This window comes from Bacillus pumilus (assembly GCF_024498355.1).
Lineage (GTDB): Bacteria > Bacillota > Bacilli > Bacillales > Bacillaceae > Bacillus > Bacillus pumilus_P.
In genome coordinates, this window is record NZ_CP101833.1 from 2,362,172 (window position 1) to 2,380,034 (window position 17,863).

At 42.8% G+C, this 17,863-nt stretch carries 17 protein-coding genes; 3 read left to right on the forward strand and 14 right to left on the reverse strand.

Annotated elements, in window-relative coordinates; genetic code table 11:
* Positions 1-20 precede the first annotated feature (20 nt).
* The gene (locus NPA43_RS12065) at positions 21-1,577 is read left to right on the forward strand and encodes an N-acetylmuramoyl-L-alanine amidase family protein (protein WP_433960734.1); all 1,557 of its coding nucleotides are present in this window, start codon (positions 21-23) and stop codon (positions 1,575-1,577) included.
* A gap of 91 nt (positions 1,578-1,668) precedes the next feature.
* Here NPA43_RS12065 and dtd read toward each other — a convergent pair whose 3' ends face one another.
* From dtd to NPA43_RS12105, 8 genes are all read right to left on the reverse strand, one after another.
* Entirely contained in the window at positions 1,669-2,112 is a 444-nt protein-coding gene (gene dtd / locus NPA43_RS12070; protein WP_099727760.1) for a D-aminoacyl-tRNA deacylase, read from the reverse strand.
* An 18-nt stretch (positions 2,113-2,130) separates the two neighbouring features.
* Positions 2,131-4,341 carry a RelA/SpoT family protein gene (locus tag NPA43_RS12075; RefSeq protein ID WP_099727761.1) on the reverse strand — a complete coding sequence of 737 codons (2,211 nt, stop codon included), beginning with the start codon at positions 4,339-4,341 and terminating at the stop codon, positions 2,131-2,133.
* A 141-nt stretch (positions 4,342-4,482) separates the two neighbouring features.
* Positions 4,483-4,995: an adenine phosphoribosyltransferase gene (locus tag NPA43_RS12080; RefSeq protein WP_034321337.1), complete on the reverse strand. Its 513-nt coding sequence runs from the start codon at positions 4,993-4,995 to the stop codon at positions 4,483-4,485.
* Between the two features lie 23 nt (positions 4,996-5,018).
* A complete protein-coding gene (gene recJ / locus NPA43_RS12085; protein WP_256498843.1) occupies positions 5,019-7,343 on the reverse strand; it encodes a single-stranded-DNA-specific exonuclease RecJ in 2,325 nt (774 codons plus the stop codon).
* Between the two features lie 81 nt (positions 7,344-7,424).
* On the reverse strand, positions 7,425-7,781 hold the full coding sequence (locus tag NPA43_RS12090) for a LapA family protein (RefSeq protein WP_256498844.1): 357 nt from the start codon (positions 7,779-7,781) through the stop codon (positions 7,425-7,427).
* Between the two features lie 101 nt (positions 7,782-7,882).
* On the reverse strand, positions 7,883-8,371 hold the full coding sequence (locus tag NPA43_RS12095; protein ID WP_099727764.1) for a cation:proton antiporter regulatory subunit: 489 nt from the start codon (positions 8,369-8,371) through the stop codon (positions 7,883-7,885).
* A 247-nt stretch (positions 8,372-8,618) separates the two neighbouring features.
* Positions 8,619-10,847 carry a protein translocase subunit SecDF gene (gene secDF / locus NPA43_RS12100; protein WP_256498845.1) on the reverse strand — a complete coding sequence of 743 codons (2,229 nt, stop codon included), beginning with the start codon at positions 10,845-10,847 and terminating at the stop codon, positions 8,619-8,621.
* Between the two features lie 41 nt (positions 10,848-10,888).
* Positions 10,889-11,185, reverse strand: coding sequence for a post-transcriptional regulator (locus NPA43_RS12105; RefSeq protein ID WP_003216788.1), 297 nt, complete (start codon positions 11,183-11,185; stop codon positions 10,889-10,891).
* Positions 11,186-11,301: 116 nt separating this feature from the next.
* Here NPA43_RS12105 and spoVB point away from each other — a divergent pair, with 116 nt between their 5' ends.
* Positions 11,302-12,852 carry a stage V sporulation protein B gene (gene spoVB / locus NPA43_RS12110; RefSeq protein ID WP_099727766.1) on the forward strand — a complete coding sequence of 517 codons (1,551 nt, stop codon included), beginning with the start codon at positions 11,302-11,304 and terminating at the stop codon, positions 12,850-12,852.
* Position 12,853: 1 nt separating this feature from the next.
* On the opposite strand, the gene NPA43_RS12115 is transcribed toward spoVB, so the two are convergent.
* Entirely contained in the window at positions 12,854-13,516 is a 663-nt protein-coding gene (locus tag NPA43_RS12115; protein ID WP_230030509.1) for a DUF421 domain-containing protein, read from the reverse strand.
* A gap of 165 nt (positions 13,517-13,681) precedes the next feature.
* On the opposite strand from NPA43_RS12115, the gene NPA43_RS12120 reads away from it, so the two are divergent.
* Complete coding sequence (locus NPA43_RS12120) at positions 13,682-14,059, forward strand: TIGR04086 family membrane protein (RefSeq protein WP_230030510.1); 378 nt, start codon at positions 13,682-13,684, stop codon at positions 14,057-14,059.
* Positions 14,060-14,108: 49 nt separating this feature from the next.
* On the opposite strand, the gene yajC is transcribed toward NPA43_RS12120, so the two are convergent.
* Genes yajC through ruvB form a run of 5 tightly spaced genes read right to left on the reverse strand, consistent with a single transcriptional unit; the run spans position 14,109 to position 17,860 of the window.
* Positions 14,109-14,375 (reverse strand): preprotein translocase subunit YajC, encoded by a 267-nt coding sequence (gene yajC, locus NPA43_RS12125; RefSeq protein ID WP_008360993.1) that lies wholly within the window; start codon positions 14,373-14,375, stop codon positions 14,109-14,111.
* 47 nt (positions 14,376-14,422) lie between these two features.
* Entirely contained in the window at positions 14,423-15,568 is a 1,146-nt protein-coding gene (tgt, locus tag NPA43_RS12130) for a tRNA guanosine(34) transglycosylase Tgt (protein ID WP_034321314.1), read from the reverse strand.
* A gap of 31 nt (positions 15,569-15,599) precedes the next feature.
* Positions 15,600-16,628 carry a tRNA preQ1(34) S-adenosylmethionine ribosyltransferase-isomerase QueA gene (queA, locus tag NPA43_RS12135; RefSeq protein WP_249705012.1) on the reverse strand — a complete coding sequence of 343 codons (1,029 nt, stop codon included), beginning with the start codon at positions 16,626-16,628 and terminating at the stop codon, positions 15,600-15,602.
* A gap of 34 nt (positions 16,629-16,662) precedes the next feature.
* Positions 16,663-16,863 (reverse strand): DUF2905 domain-containing protein, encoded by a 201-nt coding sequence (locus NPA43_RS12140; protein ID WP_012010741.1) that lies wholly within the window; start codon positions 16,861-16,863, stop codon positions 16,663-16,665.
* Positions 16,856-17,860: a Holliday junction branch migration DNA helicase RuvB gene (gene ruvB / locus NPA43_RS12145; RefSeq protein WP_099727770.1), complete on the reverse strand. Its 1,005-nt coding sequence runs from the start codon at positions 17,858-17,860 to the stop codon at positions 16,856-16,858. The genes NPA43_RS12140 and ruvB overlap by 8 nt, the downstream gene beginning before the upstream one ends.
* Positions 17,861-17,863 lie beyond the last annotated feature (3 nt).

Consider the following 17,863-nt stretch of genomic DNA (forward strand, 5'->3'; position numbering starts at 1 on the left):
ATCTGAAAAAACACAATCAAATGATGATGCTACTCACTTGTTTTGTTCTCATTGCCAGTACTTGGCCTATGACACATGTTACTGCTCAAACAGATCAAGCTGTGGTCGCAACAGATGAAATCAATGTGCGAACGGGTCCTGGTTTAAGTTATGGGATCGCAGCTGTTGTGAAACGCGGGGAAAGCTATCCAATTCTTACTCAACAAGGGGAATGGGTGCAGATCGGGCTGTCGAACGGACAAAAAGGCTGGGTCGTCTCATGGCTGATCACCACATCATCTGACAAGCAAAAGACCGCTAAGCCAAAGACACAAGGTCAAAGCGCTGAAGGAAGCAGTACGATCACATCGACAGCCTCCGATCTTCGCATCCGGACAGGCCCTGGGACTTCCTATCAAGTCATTGGGACTTTTCCGCAAGGCGCTTCTGCTAAAAGATTAGAGACAAGCGGCGAATGGACAAAAATTTCGTATAAACAGGCGAAAGGCTGGGTCCACTCTGATTATATTTCCGGCAGGCAAAAAGCCGCTCAATCAAGCTCAGGCGAGGCCTCTCGTTCTAAACAGACAGGCACAGTCGGCGTATCCAGCTTGAACGTTCGACAATCGGCAGCACCGAATGCACAGGTGGTGGCTTCACTTGCCCGCAACACACAAATCACCATTTTAAGAGAGCAAAATGGCTGGTATGAAATCGAGGCCAAAGGGGCAAAAGGCTGGGTTGCCAGCTATTACATTGTCACAAGCCAAGGAGCAAGTTCGGCGCGTGAAAAGAGTTCGTCCTCTTCGGCTACTCAGCAGAAAGCGTATATTGTCTATGATGGCACCAACATTAGAAAAAGCGCTTCAACCTCTGCTGCAATTGCAGAAAGAGCAGCAAAAGGAGCGGCTTATCAAATTGTTCGAACGCAAGGTGACTGGTATGAAGTGACACTATCAAACGGCGGAACAGGATATGTAGCGAGCTGGGTCGTTCAAACGAAGAAAAATAGCGGCGAAGCGCCAAGACCTCAGCAGGATTCATCGTCTGGAACTGGGTCGTTAAAAGGAAAAACAATTGTTATTGATCCTGGTCATGGCGGAAAAGACAGCGGCACGATTGGCGCAGATGGTGCATTCGAAAAAAATATCACCATCAAAACCGCCAATTTACTGGCAGGCAAACTAAGGTCTTCTGGTGCAAATGTCTATTTAACAAGAAGTGATGATACCTTTATCAGCCTTCAATCGAGGGTGGCGACATCTCATTACCGCAATGCAGATGCTTTCATTAGTCTTCATTATGATAGTTTTATGGATCCAAGTGTCAGAGGAAGTACAGCGTATTATTATCAAGCATCGAAGGATCAAAATCTGGCGACAAGCGTTCATACTGAAGTCGCAAAGCGCTCACAAATCCCGGATAAGGGTGTGAAATTCGGAGATTATTTTGTATTAAGAGAAAATAAACGCCCTTCCCTTTTATATGAACTCGGCTATTTAAGCAATCCTCAGGAGGAAGCGATCATTTATAGCGCTTCCTACCAAGAACGAGTCACAGAAGGGATGACAGAAGGGTTAAAACAATATTTCCGTTAGCAAAAGGAGGCCTCTGCGCCTCTTTTTTATGCCGAAAGAAAAAGACTCTAAACAAACTCACGCATGAGTTTATCTACAGTCTAGGGCAAGTCTATTCTTTGCTATCCATCCAGATGGTGACAGGCCCTGAATTGGTCAATGACACGTCCATCATCGCCCCAAAACGGCCAGTTTCTACACGGATGCCTTTTTCTCTAAGGGTTGCATTGAAACATTCGTAAAGTGAGTTTGCCACGTCCGGCTTGGCGGCTTTCATAAAATTCGGCCGTCTGCCCTTTCTCGTATCACCATAAAGGGTAAATTGAGACACAGACAGGACGCTTCCTTTTACATCCAATAATGAACGATTCATTTTCCCGTTTTCATCTTCAAAAATACGTAAATGTGCAAGCTTTTCAGCTAAGTACAGCACATCTTCTTCTGTATCTTCATGTGTGACACCAACGAGCACCATGTATCCTTCATTGATGGCACCTGTGATCTCATCTTCTACCTTCACAGATGCATTTGTCACACGCTGCACAACAAGCCTCATAGACGATATACTTCCTTTCTAATTCATAAATCGGCGAACAGAGTAAATGTCTTTGATTTGTTTGATACGTTCCACTACTTTATGCAAATGATTGATATTTTGGATAAAGATCGCCATATGGATCGTCGCCACTTTGTTACGATCAGACTTTCCAGAAACAGAGGAAATGTTTGTTTTCGTCTCATTGACTGCTTGAAGCACCTCATTGAGTAAGCCGCGCCTGTCATAGCCTAATATCTCGATTTCCACATTGTATTCTTTACGGTTTCGAGCAGGCTGTTCATGCTCCCACTCTACCGGAATTAACCGTTCCTGTGCTTCCCCTGTCTTCACGTTCGGACAGTCCTCCCGGTGAACAGATACACCTCGGCCTTTTGTTATAAAACCAACAATGCTATCACCCGGAACAGGATTACAGCACTTCGATAAACGAACAAGCAGGTTATCAATCCCTTTGACCCTTACGCCGGCTTCACGTTTTTTCCCGTGATACGGCTTTGATTCCACCGTCACTTCTTGGACCGTTTTCTCTTGTTCTTCCTGATCTCTTTGTTTTCTTTCTTTTTCTGTTAAACGATTCGCTACCTGGAGTGCAGTAATTCCGTTATATCCAACGGCCGCATACATGTCCTCTTCGTTTGAAAAATTAAATTTATCGGCTACTTTTTGCAGGTTTTCAGCTGTGAGAATCTCTTTGACATCAAACTCAAGGTTTTTGATTTCTTTTTCAATGAGTTCTCGGCCTTTTTCGACATTTTCTTCACGGCGCTGTTTTTTGAAAAACTGTCTGATCTTGTGCTTCGCTTGGGAGGTTTGGGCAAGTTTAACCCAATCCTGACTTGGTCCATAGCTATGCTTTGATGTCAGAATTTCAATAATGTCACCTGTTTTCAGTTTATGATCAAGCGTGACCATCTTGCCATTGACCTTGGCGCCGATCGTTTTATTCCCAATTTCCGAGTGAATCCGGTAAGAGAAGTCAATTGGAACTGAACCAGACGGCAGTTCAATCACGTCTCCTTTCGGTGTAAAGACAAACACCATATCAGAAAAGAGATCGATCTTTAACGATTCCATAAATTCTTCTGCATCTGTGGATTCATTTTGGAACTCAAGAATTTCTCTAAACCAAGACAGCTTCTTTTGGAATACGGCTTCTTCCGTTGATTCTGCTGACGCTTTTCCTTCTTTGTATGCCCAGTGTGCCGCAATCCCGTATTCTGCAATTTCATGCATTTCAAATGTACGGATCTGGACTTCAAGCGGATCACCTTTTGGACCAATCACGGTTGTATGAAGGGATTGGTACATGTTCGGCTTTGGCATCGCAATATAGTCCTTAAATCTCCCTGGCATCGGCTTCCAGCATGTATGAATAATACCGAGAACTGCATAGCAGTCTTTGATACTGTCGACCAAAATACGAACTGCCAGCAAATCATAAATTTCATTAAACTGCTTATTTTGCATGACCATTTTGCGATAGATGCTATAGATATGTTTTGGTCTACCGGAAAATTCAGCCTTGATGTTGACCTCAGACACGCGGTCTTTTACTTCATTGACAACCTCGTCCAAGTATTCCTCACGTTCAGCTCTTTTGCGCTTCATGAGATTCACAATCCGGTAATATTGCTGCGGATTTAAATAGCGGAGTGCTGTATCTTCAAGCTCCCACTTAATCTTTGAAATCCCTAATCTGTGCGCAAGCGGTGCAAAGATTTCAAGTGTTTCATTTGAAATTCTTCGCTGCTTTTCTTGTGGAAGGTGTTTGAGCGTTCTCATATTGTGAAGACGGTCTGCCAGCTTAATTAAGATCACGCGAATATCCTGTGCCATTGCAACAAACATTTTCCGGTGGTTTTCGGCCTGCTGTTCTTCTTGTGATTTATATTTAATCTTCCCGAGCTTTGTCACACCATCAACAAGCATCGCCACTTCTTCGTTAAAGTACTCTTGTAAATCCTGTAATGTCACATCTGTATCCTCGACGACATCGTGCAGGAAGCCGCCCGCAATGGTCGATGGGTCCATTTCAAGGTCCACAAGAATTCCCGCCACTTGAATTGGATGGATAATATAGGGCTCACCAGATTTCCGGTATTGCTCCTTATGTGCATTCTCAGCATATTCATATGCTCGCTCTATAAATTGAATATGTTCAGCGGACAGGTATTCTCTTGCCTTGTCAATGACCTGCTGCGCCGTTAAAACTTGTTCGTTCGCCATGGAATCACCTTTTTAAATGAAAACTGTATTGTAGTTTATTATCAAGAAAAAATCGATAGATGTAAAGAGAAGAAGTCCGCTAAAAGGTTTTTGATAGGAAAAAAGCACCCTTCTTACTGAGTGCTTTTTCGTAAAACTCCATTAGTATTGCATTAACGTTAAGATATCGTAACCATCAAGCTTCTTTCTGCCATCAAGATACGTCAGCTCAATTAAGAATGCAATCCCTGCCACAACGCCGCCTAATTCCTCTACAAGCTTGATGGACGCTTCAATTGTTCCACCAGTCGCAAGTAAGTCATCTGTAATCAGTACACGTTGACCTGGACGAATCGCATCTTTATGAATCGTTAATACATCTTTACCGTATTCTAAGCCGTAATCGACTTTAATGACTTCACGAGGAAGCTTCCCTTCTTTACGAACGGGTGCAAATCCTATACCAAGCGCGTATGCTACAGGGCAGCCAATAATGAACCCACGCGCTTCAGGTCCAACAATAAGATCAATGTCTCTTTCCTTTGCGTATTCAACAATTTGATCCGTTGCATAACGGTACACTTCGCCTTTATCCATTAATGTAGTAATATCTTTAAATTGTACACCTTCCTTTGGGTAGTCAGGTACAACTGTCACATATTGTTTTAAATCCATCTTTTCCTTTTCCTCCTCGTACGTCAAAGCACCGGTGAGACTTCGCTCATCATGCTGTTCAGCCATTCCTTCAGCTCTTTGGCTGAGGAATATGTTAGTGTTTGATCGAGTTCCATCAATCGTTGTTTTGCTGTATAGGACGCTGATGCGGTTAAATCTTTTTTCGGGGCATCAACTACTATTGACAGCACACCATTCTCTATTTTAACAAAACCGAGTTCAAAAAACACCTTTGTCATAAAAATGATTGTATCTTTTGTCCAACCTCTATGCTTGGCAAGCTCCATCCCTTGTTCTTTGAGAGGAAAATTTCCCCGTTTTAACAAGAACCCATAAAACCATTTGAATTGGTCACGACTAGGGAAAGAAGACATAAAGTGATCTTCTTTTCTTTGAAAGACCGTATAAATTCTGGCTGGCTTTTGATTTTCTAAAAGCAGCTTAAGCAAGTGCTCATCTGCGGGAACATCCGCAAAGACCACATACTTGTCTTGCACATCAAACGTTGAAACATTTTCTGCATGTACATGATGAACCGGGATATTGACTTCATGTTTAGTTTCTTCATCAAAACAGAAAACAAGATATTTTTCTGGATCAAGCGTCGAAACTTTCTTTTCCCAATCCTTTTTCCCGCGTAAATCAAACAGCTGCCATTCATCTACTCGGGCATCTTTTAGCATGAGCTGAGGTTTCTTCCGGTTATTCCATTCATTAATTGACATTTCGCCAATCACGGAAATTCGGCTTCCAGGGACGAGCTCTTCTTTTAATTTACCTTGGTGAAAACCGACACAGTCAAGCAGCTTGTCTTCGTCTTTCAGAGACATTTTAATGTGATGATGATTTGCCCCAATCGTTCGGATGTCTTCAAGCTTGGCATCCTCAATCATAATGAACGGCTTTGGATTGTGCATGCCAAATGGTGACAGCATCCCCACTTCTTCAATTGCTTGAACCGTAATTTCGTCTACTTTGCACACTGCATCGACCCGCTGAATCGGAATAAAATCTTCTTCTGTCAACGTTTCATTTGCATATTGATTCAATCTTTCCCTCAGTAAAGGAACATCATCCGCTCGAAGTGTCATACCTGCTGCCATAGGGTGCCCGCCGAAATGCGGCAGGATATCGCGGCATTTGCTCAAATGGAAAAAGAGATCAAAGCCTGGAATACTCCGCGCTGATCCTTTTGCCATTTGCGTGTCTTCATCTATCCCAAGCACAATCGCCGGACGAGAAAATGTATCCGTCAATTTTGAGGCAACAATGCCGACAACCCCTGGATTCCAGCCAGCTTTGGCTACGACGATGGCAGACTGGTCACCGCCTGATTCTTCGACCATTTGAATGGCTTCTTCCGTGATCGTACTCACAATTTTCTGCCGTTCTTTGTTGAGTTCTTGTACAAAACGAGCGAGCTCTTCTGCTTCCTCCATATCCTCTGTCATCAGAAGATGAACAGCCGGATCTGCCTGCTCAATTCGCCCTACAGCATTCAGCCTTGGAGCAATTTGAAAGCCGACCGTTTCCTCGTTTGCTTCTTCGAGAGTGGCTCCAGCTTCTTTCATTAACGCTTTTAGCCCCGGTCTGTTAGACTGGCGAAGCTGCACGAGTCCCTTTTTTGCGAGCCATCTATTTTCATCATGCAGCGGGACAAGATCGGCAATTGTCCCAATCGCAGCAAGATCTAATAGATGAACTGGCAGCTTATCAAGGAGTGCATGCGCCACTTTAAACGCAACACCGACACCGGCGAGTTCTTTAAATGGATACTCACAGCCCGGCTGTTTAGGGTGTACGATCGCAAGCGCATCAGGCAGCTCATCACTTGGTTCATGGTGATCTGTGATGATCAGGTCTAATCCTATTTCTTTTGCAATACGTGCTTCATTCACAGCAGCAATGCCTGTATCGACCGTGATGACAAGCGATGCTCCTTGCTCTTTGATATATCGAAAAGCCTGTTCGTTAGGCCCATAGCCTTCTTTAAATCGATCTGGAATATAAAAATCTACCTTTGCAGATCGCTCTTTTAATGTATGTAAAAGCACAGACGTACTTGTCACACCATCCGCATCATAGTCTCCGAAGATCACAATCGATTCCTGCTCTTCGATCGCTTTGTTGATGCGCTCTACTGCTTCTTTCATTCCTTTTAATAGGAATGGATCATGAAATTCGGCTTTTTGATCAAATAAAAAAGACCTCGCTTCTTCTACTTCTTCGAGTCCTCTTTTTACAAGAAGCGATGCAGTCAGCGCTGAAATATTCAGATTTTCAGAGAGTGATTTCACTTTTTCTTCGCTTGGATGTTCATATTCCCAGCGCATTTTGGATAATAACATAAATTCACCCCTCAACCACACTATTATACTAGAGTGGCCTGAGGGGTTTCAATTTTTATTTTATGAAATTGTGCTGGAAGATTATTTTTCCTTCCGATCAAAGGACGCTGGCTGTTCGTTTAAAGGCGTGACATTCGATTTCTTTTGAACGTCTTTGTCTGCCTTTTTAGTAGAAACACTAGGTGCAGGCGTAACGGCTACACGCTCAGCTTTTAATGTTTTTAGTTCACGTTTCAGTTTCACAATTTGGAAAATACCCGCAAACGCCACAATGAGTCCGCCCATTAGAACAGAACCAATAATGACAAGGATCAGTGGCCATTCAGCGGTTCCAAATAAGTAGTCTACTTGCACAGGCCGCACATTGATCACGGCAAATACTGAGACAATTAATACGAAAATAAATGCGAATATGATGGTCCATTGTTGTTTATTCATCTACATATCCCCCAAGCTTTTTCTTTTATTCTTCCCTATTCCTTGTCCTTCTTAAACACAGAAAGAAAATAGCGGGATATAATCTATCAGCATGGGCACGATTAGCTGCTGAGTTTTTCTTTAATGAGGTTTTTTAATTCTTTTCTTTCCCCAGATATAACAAGGGTATCCCCTTCTTCAATGACCGTATCTGGCCCTGGATTTAAAATCTTCTCATGTGATTTTCTCACAATGGCGATGACTGTTACTTGATCATTTTGGCGAACATTGAGGTCTCCGATTGTCTGCTGAGCAGCTGGTGCGTTCTTTTCAATCTTAAACCATTCAATCATCAATTCATCAATTGCTACCTCAACTGTTTCAAGCGCTTTTGGCTTATATACCATGCCGCCCAAAATAGCCGCGATTTGTCTTGCTTCTTCATCGTTTAGCAAGATGCCAGAAATACACTCTTCATGGTCGTTCTCTTGAAAATGATACATTTCTCTTCTGCCGTCATCATGTGTAATGATGGCAAGCTTCTCATTATTTCTTGTGATCATTTCGGCTTTGTGACCGATACCTGGCAGTTCAGTTTCCCGAACCTTCATAACAGCCCCTCCAATGAATAAAACCAAATGCCTCAAATGGACACTTGCTTTCTATACTGATCTAAACGTATGTCATTATAGCAAAAGACCATTTCAAGATCAATGAAACTCGAAATGTTTTTTCAAATCGTCTTATTGTTGTGAAATATACGGGTGATGAAACGAAAAAAAGACAAAGGGCTAAAATAAAGTTCATTTTAGCCCTTTGTCCAAAGTCTAAGACTGCCAAACAGGCAGTCTTTCTAGATTAAATATCTTGTTCTGTGTCTATTTTAGCCGGCTTTTTCAGCTCACGGCCTTTCCAGATAAGCCAAATTTGCGCGGCAATATAAAGAGATGAGTACACCCCTGTTAATAAGCCGACAAGTAAGGCGATGGAGAAGTTTGTAATAGACGCTGAGCCAAAGATAAGCAGTGCGACAACCACAACAAATACGGTCAGCACTGTGTTGATGGATCGCGTAAAGGTTTGCTGTAAGCTTAAGTTCACAATATACGATAGATCTTCAATGGTTTTCGGTTTGCGTTTCTTCATTTGTTCACGAACCCTGTCGAAGGTGACGATCGTGTCGTTAATCGAGTACCCGATGACCGTGAGTATCGCGGCAATGAAGGTGACATCCACCTCTAAACGCGTAATACTAAAGAAGGCTACAATAAAGAATGCGTCGTATAGCAGTGAGATGATTGTTGCAATCGCCATTTTATATTCAAAACGGACAGATACATATAAAATGATCCCGATTGAAGCAATAACGATAGCGTATAATGCATTACGGGCAAGCTCTTTTCCGACAGTCGGAGACACTGTACTTACGTTAGGCTCAGTTCCGTATTTATCTTTGAAGTAATCCTTCACTTCAGCGATCTTTTCTTTATTTGGCACACCGACAAATCGAACTGCTGCCTGATTTTCTTTTTGACCCGATAACACAACACTGTCTGTCTCAAGATCTAGCTTTTTGAAGTCTTGCTCCACTTGCTCAGTTGACAGCTTGTGATCGCTTTGGATATCAATTCTTGTTCCACTTGCAAAATCGATACCCGCATTCAGCTTGAAGATAGAAAGCACAATGATTCCAGCAATGGTGATAGCTGCTGAGAAAATCATAAAGCCTTTTCGTTTGCTGACGAAATCCCATTTATCATATGGCGTTTTCGGTTCGGTATTTTCTGTTGTTTCGTGAATATTCATGATGTCTTTTTTGCGAACACCAAACCAGCCTTTTTTGCGGTCAAGATAGCGGCTTTCAACAAGAAGGCCAAGAAGGAATCTTGATAGGAATACAGCCGTGATAAAACTTGTTAAAATCGATAGGATCAGCATCGTTGCAAATCCTTTTACAGAGCTTGTCCCGAAGAAGAACAGAACCCCGCCGGCAATAATACTTGTTAAGTTTGCATCAAAGATGGTCGCAAATGATCTGCGGTTCCCTGACCTGAAAGCAGAACGGACAGATTTACCGAGCTTGAGCTCCTCTTTGATCCGCTCATAAGTGATAATATTGGCATCGACAGCCATCCCTACACCAAGAATCAGTGCTGCAATTCCAGGCAGTGTCATAACCGCGCCCATCCAGTCGAACACTTGCAACGTAATATAGATATAAGCTGAAAGTGTAATGACAGCAATAAGACCAGGTAATCGGTAATAAAGCAGCATGAATAAGAAGATAAATGCGATTCCTACAATTCCTGCGAATACTGTTTCGTTCAGCGCTTGTTCACCAAACTGTGCACTCACAGATGTTGAATATTTTTCAGTTAATTTTACTGGCAATGCCCCGGCATTTAAAATACTTGCAAGATCTTTTGCCTCTTGGACAGTAAAATTTCCTTCAATTTGTACGTCACTGCTGTTAATCTCTTGATTGACATTCGGTGCAGACACATACTTGTGGTTTGATTTTGAGACTTCTTTTTTGAAGGAATCTCCTTTATGGTAATCAAGCCAAATGACAAGCTGGTTATTCGGTGCCATGGCCGCTACTTTTCTTGTCACGTCACCAAATTTTTTCGCGTCCTTTAGTTTGACAGTGACAATCGGCTCATTCGTTTGATTGAATGTTTGTTTTGCACCATTTTCGACAAGATCAGATCCGTTCAGGAGCTCTTTATCATTCGTATCTCTGAAGGAAAGCTGTGCTTCAGTTGAAAGAATCTCCCTTGCTCTGTTTTGATCTTTTACCCCCGCAAGCTGCACGCGGATACGGTTGTTGCCTTCAATCGAGATGTTCGGCTCACTTACACCAAGCACGTTGGCTCTTCGGTTTAAAGCCTCCACCGTACTGACGAGAACACCATTTGTGATCTTGTCCTCTTTTTTCACTGGGTGTACATCATACAGAACTTCAAATCCACCCTGCAAATCCAGCCCTAGCGTCATATCTTTCGCAACAGGCTTTGTCAATAAGCCCACACCAGTTCCGATTAACAGAACCACTAAGAAAAACGCAAGAATGCGCCCTTTTTTCATTATGTATTTCCTCCTTAAACACCTGAATCCATTAAGATGGCTTATTTCAACAGTTCATCTAGCATATTCTTACCATCTTCACTGTCCAAAAAAGCAGACGTTTTAAACGACTGAACGGTTGCATAGTTCATAAATTCGCCAATTTTCACAGATAAAATATCTGCAACCATTTCATGAATCGGATACTCTTGTTTTTTCTTCCACTTCTTATTCTCTAAGTATGACCATAATTCCTCTAAATCTACATCTTTATAGCCCAAAACGATGAATTCTTCAAGCTTACTGAACAGAAAAGGCTTTAAATGGTCTTTGTATATAGCAGCTGGATGCTGTGTCAATGTGAGGCTCCCCCTTTTCAGTTTTTTATCGAGAGACTTGTCATGCTTGGACGATATACACGCATATCTTATTGTATATGATTCTATGTCGTTTGAGAAGGCAGGTGATCTTTGATTTGACGAAGCAAACGTTTTTAAAAGGGACAATTATTTTAATTTTAGCAGGTTTTATCACGAGAATATTGGGTTTTGTCAATCGAATTGTCATCGCACGGTTCATTGGCGAAGAAGGCGTCGGGCTTTATATGATGGCTGCACCTACTTTTTTTCTAGCCGTGACGCTGACACAATTCGGACTGCCTGTCGCCATCAGTAAGCTTGTCGCAGAAGCAGAAGCCCGGGGTGACAAACAGAAAACAAAACGCATTCTGGTCATGTCCCTTGCGATAACAGGAACACTCAGCCTTATTTTCACACCGCTTTTTTTATGGTTTGCACCAATTATGGCGGAAAATATGCTGACAGATCCTAGAACGGTGTATCCACTGCTTGCCATTACACCAGTCGTACCTGTCATCGCCATCTCCAGTGTGTTAAGAGGATATTTCCAAGGAAGACAGCAGATGAGTCCACTTGCGATGTCTCAAGTACTGGAACAGGTCGCAAGAATTTCCCTTGTGGCGGTATGTACAACAGCTTTCCTTCCTTATGGAATTGAATATGCGGCAGCCGGTGCGATGATTTCATCTGTTATTGGCGAGATGATTTCACTTGCTTACTTACTGATCGCCTTTCGATATAAAAAGACCATCCGTATTCGAAAGCAATTTTTCAAGGCCATTCATGACGGGAAGGACACATTTAAGCAGCTGATGAGTATTGCCCTGCCAACGACAGGCAGTCGTTTCATCGGCAATATTTCGTGGTTTTTAGAGCCGATTGTTGTCGCACAAAGCCTTGCCATTGCTGGATATGCGGCTGTTGAAGCGACAAGACAGTATGGGGAGTTGACCGGTCTTGCACTGACCCTTTTGACACTACCTAGTTTTATTACGTATTCACTCTCCACCGCATTAGTCCCAGCCATTAGTGAAGGAATGGAGCAGAACAAACACAAAACGGTGGAATACCGGCTGAGACAGGCGATGCGCCTTTGTTTACTCAGCGGAGGAATTTCATGTATTATTCTTTTCGTTTATGCAGAAGATTTAACGCTCTTCATGTATGGTTCATCGCATGCGGCCATCTATGTGAAATTCATGGCACCATTTTTTCTTCTATATTATTTTCAAGGGCCGCTCCAAGCTGTCCTTCAAGCATTGAATTTAGCTGGTGCGGCCATGACCAATAGCCTGATAGGTGCTGTTGTGAAAACAGGGATGATCTTCGTCCTTGCTTCCCAGCCGAGCTTTGGCATTATGGGCGCAGCCGTTGCGATACTGATCGGCATTGTCCTTGTCACATTGCTCCATGCGGCAACTGTCGGAAAGGTTCTGCCTATTCATTTACCACTGAAGGAATATGGTATATGCGTCCTTGCGATCATAGGCACGGGAGCTGTCAGCTTATGGATGAAGTCTCAAGTCAGCGGACTCTTTTCTGCCCCTCTTGAGCTTGTGTTGCTGATCTTTGTCACATGCATCTTGTATGTCATTCTATTAATCTGTCTTGGGTTAGTGAAACGAGAAGAGCTGCGCCGCATCCCATTTATCGGGAAGCTGCTATAGCTCATCTCTTCTTGATCACTTCATCTTTCAAATCAATATAAAACGTTTTTTGATTAAAGCTGCAGAAAGAGATTTGGTCAAGATCATAATAGCCTCTTTTGGCAAGCTCACCTTTCAGCCACTGTTCATTTTGATTAATTTGCTTCAGATGGTCATGCTGCACGATACCGTCTGCAATAAGAGGAAGCTCAAGCGCAGCATGTATGTGCTTGTTTTCTTTTTCGACGACGGCGAGCTTTCCTGATGGCTCTAAGATGGCGTATGAGACATCCTGAATACTATCGATGTTATTTTCTCTTAATTGAATGAGCAGATCATCAAAATTGTATCTCTGTTTTCTCATCGCCCCCTCGTCTATTTTCCCATTGATGATGAGCAAGGTCGGTTTGCCGTCAAGAAAGCGCCGGACACCTTGAAACTTTAATGAGAGGTAGGCAAGTGTGATTTGAATGAAGGTTAACAGCAGGATCGGCCATACCGTATGTAACATATGACCCTCTACTTCTTCTATCGCCAGTACCGCAATTTCAGCGATCATCATAAAAATGACAAGATCTAAAATACTAAGTTCTCCAATCTCTCTCTTTCCCATTAAACGAAAGATAAACCAAATGAGAAAATATAAAATGACCGTTCTTATGGAAATGATTAAGATGTCCTGCATGTGATGTAAACCCTCCTTCTCCATCATAGCTTGTGTCAAAACACTTTATTTATGTAGAAAAGAAAGCCTCTGTTTTTATCGTGAGAAACATGTCTATTTTTTCTTCGTCGTGAATACATTTTAGTAAAAGACAAGCTTCGGTCAATTGGAGAGGAGACGAATCACATGCAGGAAACGAAACAAATAGGAAAAGGAATTTTATCCGGCTTAATTGCCATTTTTGTCGTGATGATTGTCACAAGCTTACTTGTGTCACTCATGCTTAGCTTTACAAGTATGCAGGAATCATCGTTTAAATGGATGATTATGATCTTGTCCTTCGTGGCACTTTTTTTAGGAGGGATCATTTCTGGAGGGAAAGCAAAGGAACGAGGCTGGCTCATTGGTGCCGTCACTTCTTTTATCTTTTCTCTTACTGTATTCTTATTTCAGTATTTAGGGTTTGGAGAAACCTTTTCACCAGAGCAATTCATCTATCATGCAGCCTTTTTGGGGATTTGTATGCTTGGGGGAATGATTGGGGTCAATCTCCGTGGCAAATAAAAAAAGAGCGATATGATTCGCTCTTTTTTTATGGCTATGTATTGGAGGATTAGCCTTTGTCAGCTAATTCTCTAATAGCACGACGGTCGAAAGTTAAACGGTTGTTTTCGCTTGTTTTGATGACCACTTTTGATTCATCAATTGAGTCGATTTCACCGTGTAAACCACCGATTGTGACGATTTTATCGCCTTTTGATAAAGATTGCTGCATCTGACGCACAGCTTTTTGTTGCTTTTGCTGTGGACGGATTAATAAGAAGTAAAGCACAGCAAACATGACAACAATCATAATGATTGAACCCATACCACCATCCATTCTATCTCACCCCTTTCTATATGATTGTAAAGCCTTTCGTTTATGCGTTAAAAGTTTTTCGCATTCGGTTTGTTAAAGCCATAACGCTCAAAAAACTCTTCTTTAAAATCACCTAAACGATCCTCACGGATAGCTTCTCTCACTTGCTCCATTAATTTTAACAGAAAATGAAGATTATGATAAGTTGTTAATCGAATTCCGAACGTTTCATTTGTACGGATTAAATGTCTAATATAGGCGCGTGTGTAGTTTTTACATGTGTAGCAGTCACAGTTTTCATCGATTGGTCTGAAATCACGCTCATATTTTGCATTTTTCACAACAAGACGTCCTTCACTTGTCATCAAGGTGCCGTTTCTCGCAATTCTCGTCGGCAGTACGCAATCAAACATATCTACACCGCGAATGGCGCCGTCAATTAATGAATCTGGTGAGCCGACACCCATTAAGTACCTTGGCTTGTCTGCCGGTAAAAATGGCGTTGTGAACTCCAGCACACGGTTCATCACATCTTTTGGTTCACCAACAGATAAGCCTCCGATGGCGTATCCTGGGAAATCAAGTGAAACAAGATCTTTTGCACTTTGTTTACGAAGCTCTTCGTATTCTCCGCCTTGGACAATCCCAAACAGACCTTGATCTTCTGGACGCTGGTGCGCTGTTAAGCAGCGCTCTGCCCATCTGCTTGTCCGCTCCACAGAACGTTTCATGTAATCGTACTCTGCTGGGTATGGAGGGCATTCGTCAAATGCCATCATAATATCAGAGCCGAGCGCATTTTGGATTTCCATGGCTTTTTCAGGAGAAAGGAACAGCTTGTCTCCATTTAAATGATTACGGAAGTGAACGCCTTCTTCTTCGATTTTTCTAAATTCACTCAATGAAAATACTTGGAAGCCGCCTGAATCAGTCAGAATGGCTCGATCCCAGTTCATAAATTTGTGCAGACCGCCCGCCTCTTTGACAATGTCATGACCCGGACGGAGCCATAGATGGTACGTATTGCTTAAGATGATGCCTGCATCCATTGCTTTTAATTCTTCAGGCGCCATTGTTTTCACTGTAGCCAGTGTACCTACTGGCATAAATACAGGTGTTTCAAACGACCCGTGCGGTGTATGAACGCGGCCAAGACGTGCACCTGTTTGTTTGCATGATTTAATGAACTCATAACGTATCGGTAATTGCGACAAAAATGAGCCCTCCTGTCTTTGTTGAATGATGTTATTGAATCAGCATGGCATCGCCAAAGCTGAAGAATCGGTATTCCTCTTTTACTGCCTCATTGTACGCTTTCAGTACGTGCTCTCGTCCAGCTAATGCGCTGACAAGCATAATTAATGAGGATTTTGGCAGATGGAAATTCGTGATCATCCCATCAATTGCCTTGAATGTGTAGCCAGGATAAATAAAGATCGACGTCCAGCCGCTTGACGCTTTGAATTCGCCATCATGTGCACTTGCAATGGTTTCAAGCGTTCGTGTTGATGTTGTGCCAACTGAAATAATCCGCCCGCCTTCTTTGTGCACGCGATTAAGCTCTTGAGCCGTTTCTTCATTCATTTCGTAAAACTCTGCATGCATTTCATGTTCTTCTATGCGCTCCGCACTGACAGGACGAAAGGTGCCAAGCCCTACGTGCAAGGTAATAAAAGCAATATGCACACCTTTCGCTTTCAGCGCATCCAGCAGTTCAGTTGTAAAGTGAAGACCGGCAGTAGGAGCCGCGGCTGAACCAACTTCTTTAGAATACACGGTTTGATATCGCTCACGATCGTCAAGCTGCTCTTTAATATATGGAGGCAGCGGCATTTCTCCAAGGGATTCAAGCACTTCATAAAAAATGCCTGTATACTGAAACTCGACTTTTCTTCCGCCATGTTCCAGCTCCTCTGTACATACCGCTTGAAGCCGTCCATCACCAAATGTGATGACCGTTCCTTTTTTCACACGCTTGGCTGGTTTTACGAGTGTTTCCCATTTGTCTCCTTCTTCTTGTTTCAATAGAAGAAGTTCAACTTTTGCACCTGTATCCTCTTTCATGCCAAACAGACGTGCAGGCAGAACGCGCGTATTGTTTAAAACGAGACAATCACCCTTTTGAAAATAATCCGTGATTTGTGAGAATGTATCATGTGTGATCGTACCCGTTTGTTTATTTAAGACCATCAGTCTTGATGCATCTCGTTTTTCAAGTGGAACTTGAGCAATCAGTCTTTCTGGTAAATCAAAATCAAATAGTTCTAGCTTCATTTCCTTCACCTATTCTGTAGTTAACTAGTTAACGTTATTTCATACGTCCAAAGATATTGAGTAAAATGGTTAGTACGATGCTAATGACAATGCACGTAATAACGGGAAAAAAGAACGTCACATTTCCTTTTTTCACAAAAATATCACCTGGAAGCTTACCAACCAATTGAAACACTAAGCCTGCGGCAAAAAGGACACCACCTAAAATCATCAATATTTTAGGGAATTCAGTCACGAATCGGAACCTCCATCTGAAAATGTTCATACGCTTCTCTTGTGACGACCCGGCCTCTTGGTGTTCTTTGCAGGAAACCAATTTGCAGTAAATACGGTTCGTACACATCTTCAATCGTATGTGATTCTTCTCCAATTGTCGCTGAGATCGTATCAAGTCCAACAGGACCGCCTCTAAATTTTTCAATCATACTTAAAAGCAGCTTGTGGTCTATATGATCCAGTCCCAGCCTGTCGACTTGGAGACGTTCAAGGGCATCTTCTGCAATGTCCTGTGTAATGGCATGATTCCCAAGCACCTGCGCAAAATCTCTTACTCTTCTGAGTAAACGATTGGCGACCCTCGGCGTCCCCCGAGAACGTCTCGCTATCTCTTCTGCTGAGCGAACGTCGATCCCAATCTCGAACAGCTCGGCTGTTCTTGCCACAATGTGAGCCAAATCTCTTTGCTCATAGTATTCCAATCTTGCATGTACCCCAAACCTATCACGAAGCGGTGCTGTTAAAAGCCCAACACGGGTCGTAGCACCTACAAGTGTAAATGGCGGTAAATCAAGCCGTACAGAGCGCGCTGTATCTCCTTTTCCAATGACGATATCTAGACAAAAATCCTCCATCGCCGGATATAGCACTTCCTCAATTGAGCGCTGCAAGCGATGAATTTCATCAATAAACAAAACATCACCAGGTTCAAGAGATGTCAGGATAGCCGCCAAATCGCCAGGACGCTCAATTGCTGGTCCAGACGTTGTACGCAGCTGAACATTCATTTCATTGGCAATGATCGACGCAAGCGTTGTTTTCCCTAGTCCAGGCGGTCCATATAAAAGGACGTGATCCAGCGTTTCCTGCCTCATCCGGGCAGCTTCAATAAACACGCTGAGATTATCCTTTACTTTTTGCTGACCGATATATTGGCTAAGTGTCTGCGGCCGCAAACTTTGCTCAATGGCTGATTCATGGTTGTCTGCTTCAGTTGAGACGAGCCGTTCATCCATGAG

What these genes read in the sequence shown, in the direction of transcription:
- NPA43_RS12120 (WP_230030510.1), top strand. Translation starts at nt 13,682, where the DNA reads ATGCAGGAAACGAAACAAATAGGAAAAGGAATTTTATCCGGCTTAATT.
- NPA43_RS12090 (WP_256498844.1), bottom strand. Translation starts at nt 7,781, where the DNA reads ATGAATAAACAACAATGGACCATCATATTCGCATTTATTTTCGTATTA.
- NPA43_RS12095 (WP_099727764.1), bottom strand. Translation starts at nt 8,371, where the DNA reads ATGAAGGTTCGGGAAACTGAACTGCCAGGTATCGGTCACAAAGCCGAA.
- NPA43_RS12080 (WP_034321337.1), bottom strand. Translation starts at nt 4,995, where the DNA reads ATGGATTTAAAACAATATGTGACAGTTGTACCTGACTACCCAAAGGAA.
- NPA43_RS12075 (WP_099727761.1), bottom strand. Translation starts at nt 4,341, where the DNA reads ATGGCGAACGAACAAGTTTTAACGGCGCAGCAGGTCATTGACAAGGCA.
- dtd (WP_099727760.1), bottom strand. Translation starts at nt 2,112, where the DNA reads ATGAGGCTTGTTGTGCAGCGTGTGACAAATGCATCTGTGAAGGTAGAA.
- queA (WP_249705012.1), bottom strand. Translation starts at nt 16,628, where the DNA reads ATGAAGCTAGAACTATTTGATTTTGATTTACCAGAAAGACTGATTGCT.
- secDF (WP_256498845.1), bottom strand. Translation starts at nt 10,847, where the DNA reads ATGAAAAAAGGGCGCATTCTTGCGTTTTTCTTAGTGGTTCTGTTAATC.
- NPA43_RS12115 (WP_230030509.1), bottom strand. Translation starts at nt 13,516, where the DNA reads ATGCAGGACATCTTAATCATTTCCATAAGAACGGTCATTTTATATTTT.
- recJ (WP_256498843.1), bottom strand. Translation starts at nt 7,343, where the DNA reads ATGTTATTATCCAAAATGCGCTGGGAATATGAACATCCAAGCGAAGAA.
- NPA43_RS12065 (WP_433960734.1), top strand. Translation starts at nt 21, where the DNA reads ATGATGATGCTACTCACTTGTTTTGTTCTCATTGCCAGTACTTGGCCT.
- yajC (WP_008360993.1), bottom strand. Translation starts at nt 14,375, where the DNA reads ATGGATGGTGGTATGGGTTCAATCATTATGATTGTTGTCATGTTTGCT.
- ruvB (WP_099727770.1), bottom strand. Translation starts at nt 17,860, where the DNA reads ATGGATGAACGGCTCGTCTCAACTGAAGCAGACAACCATGAATCAGCC.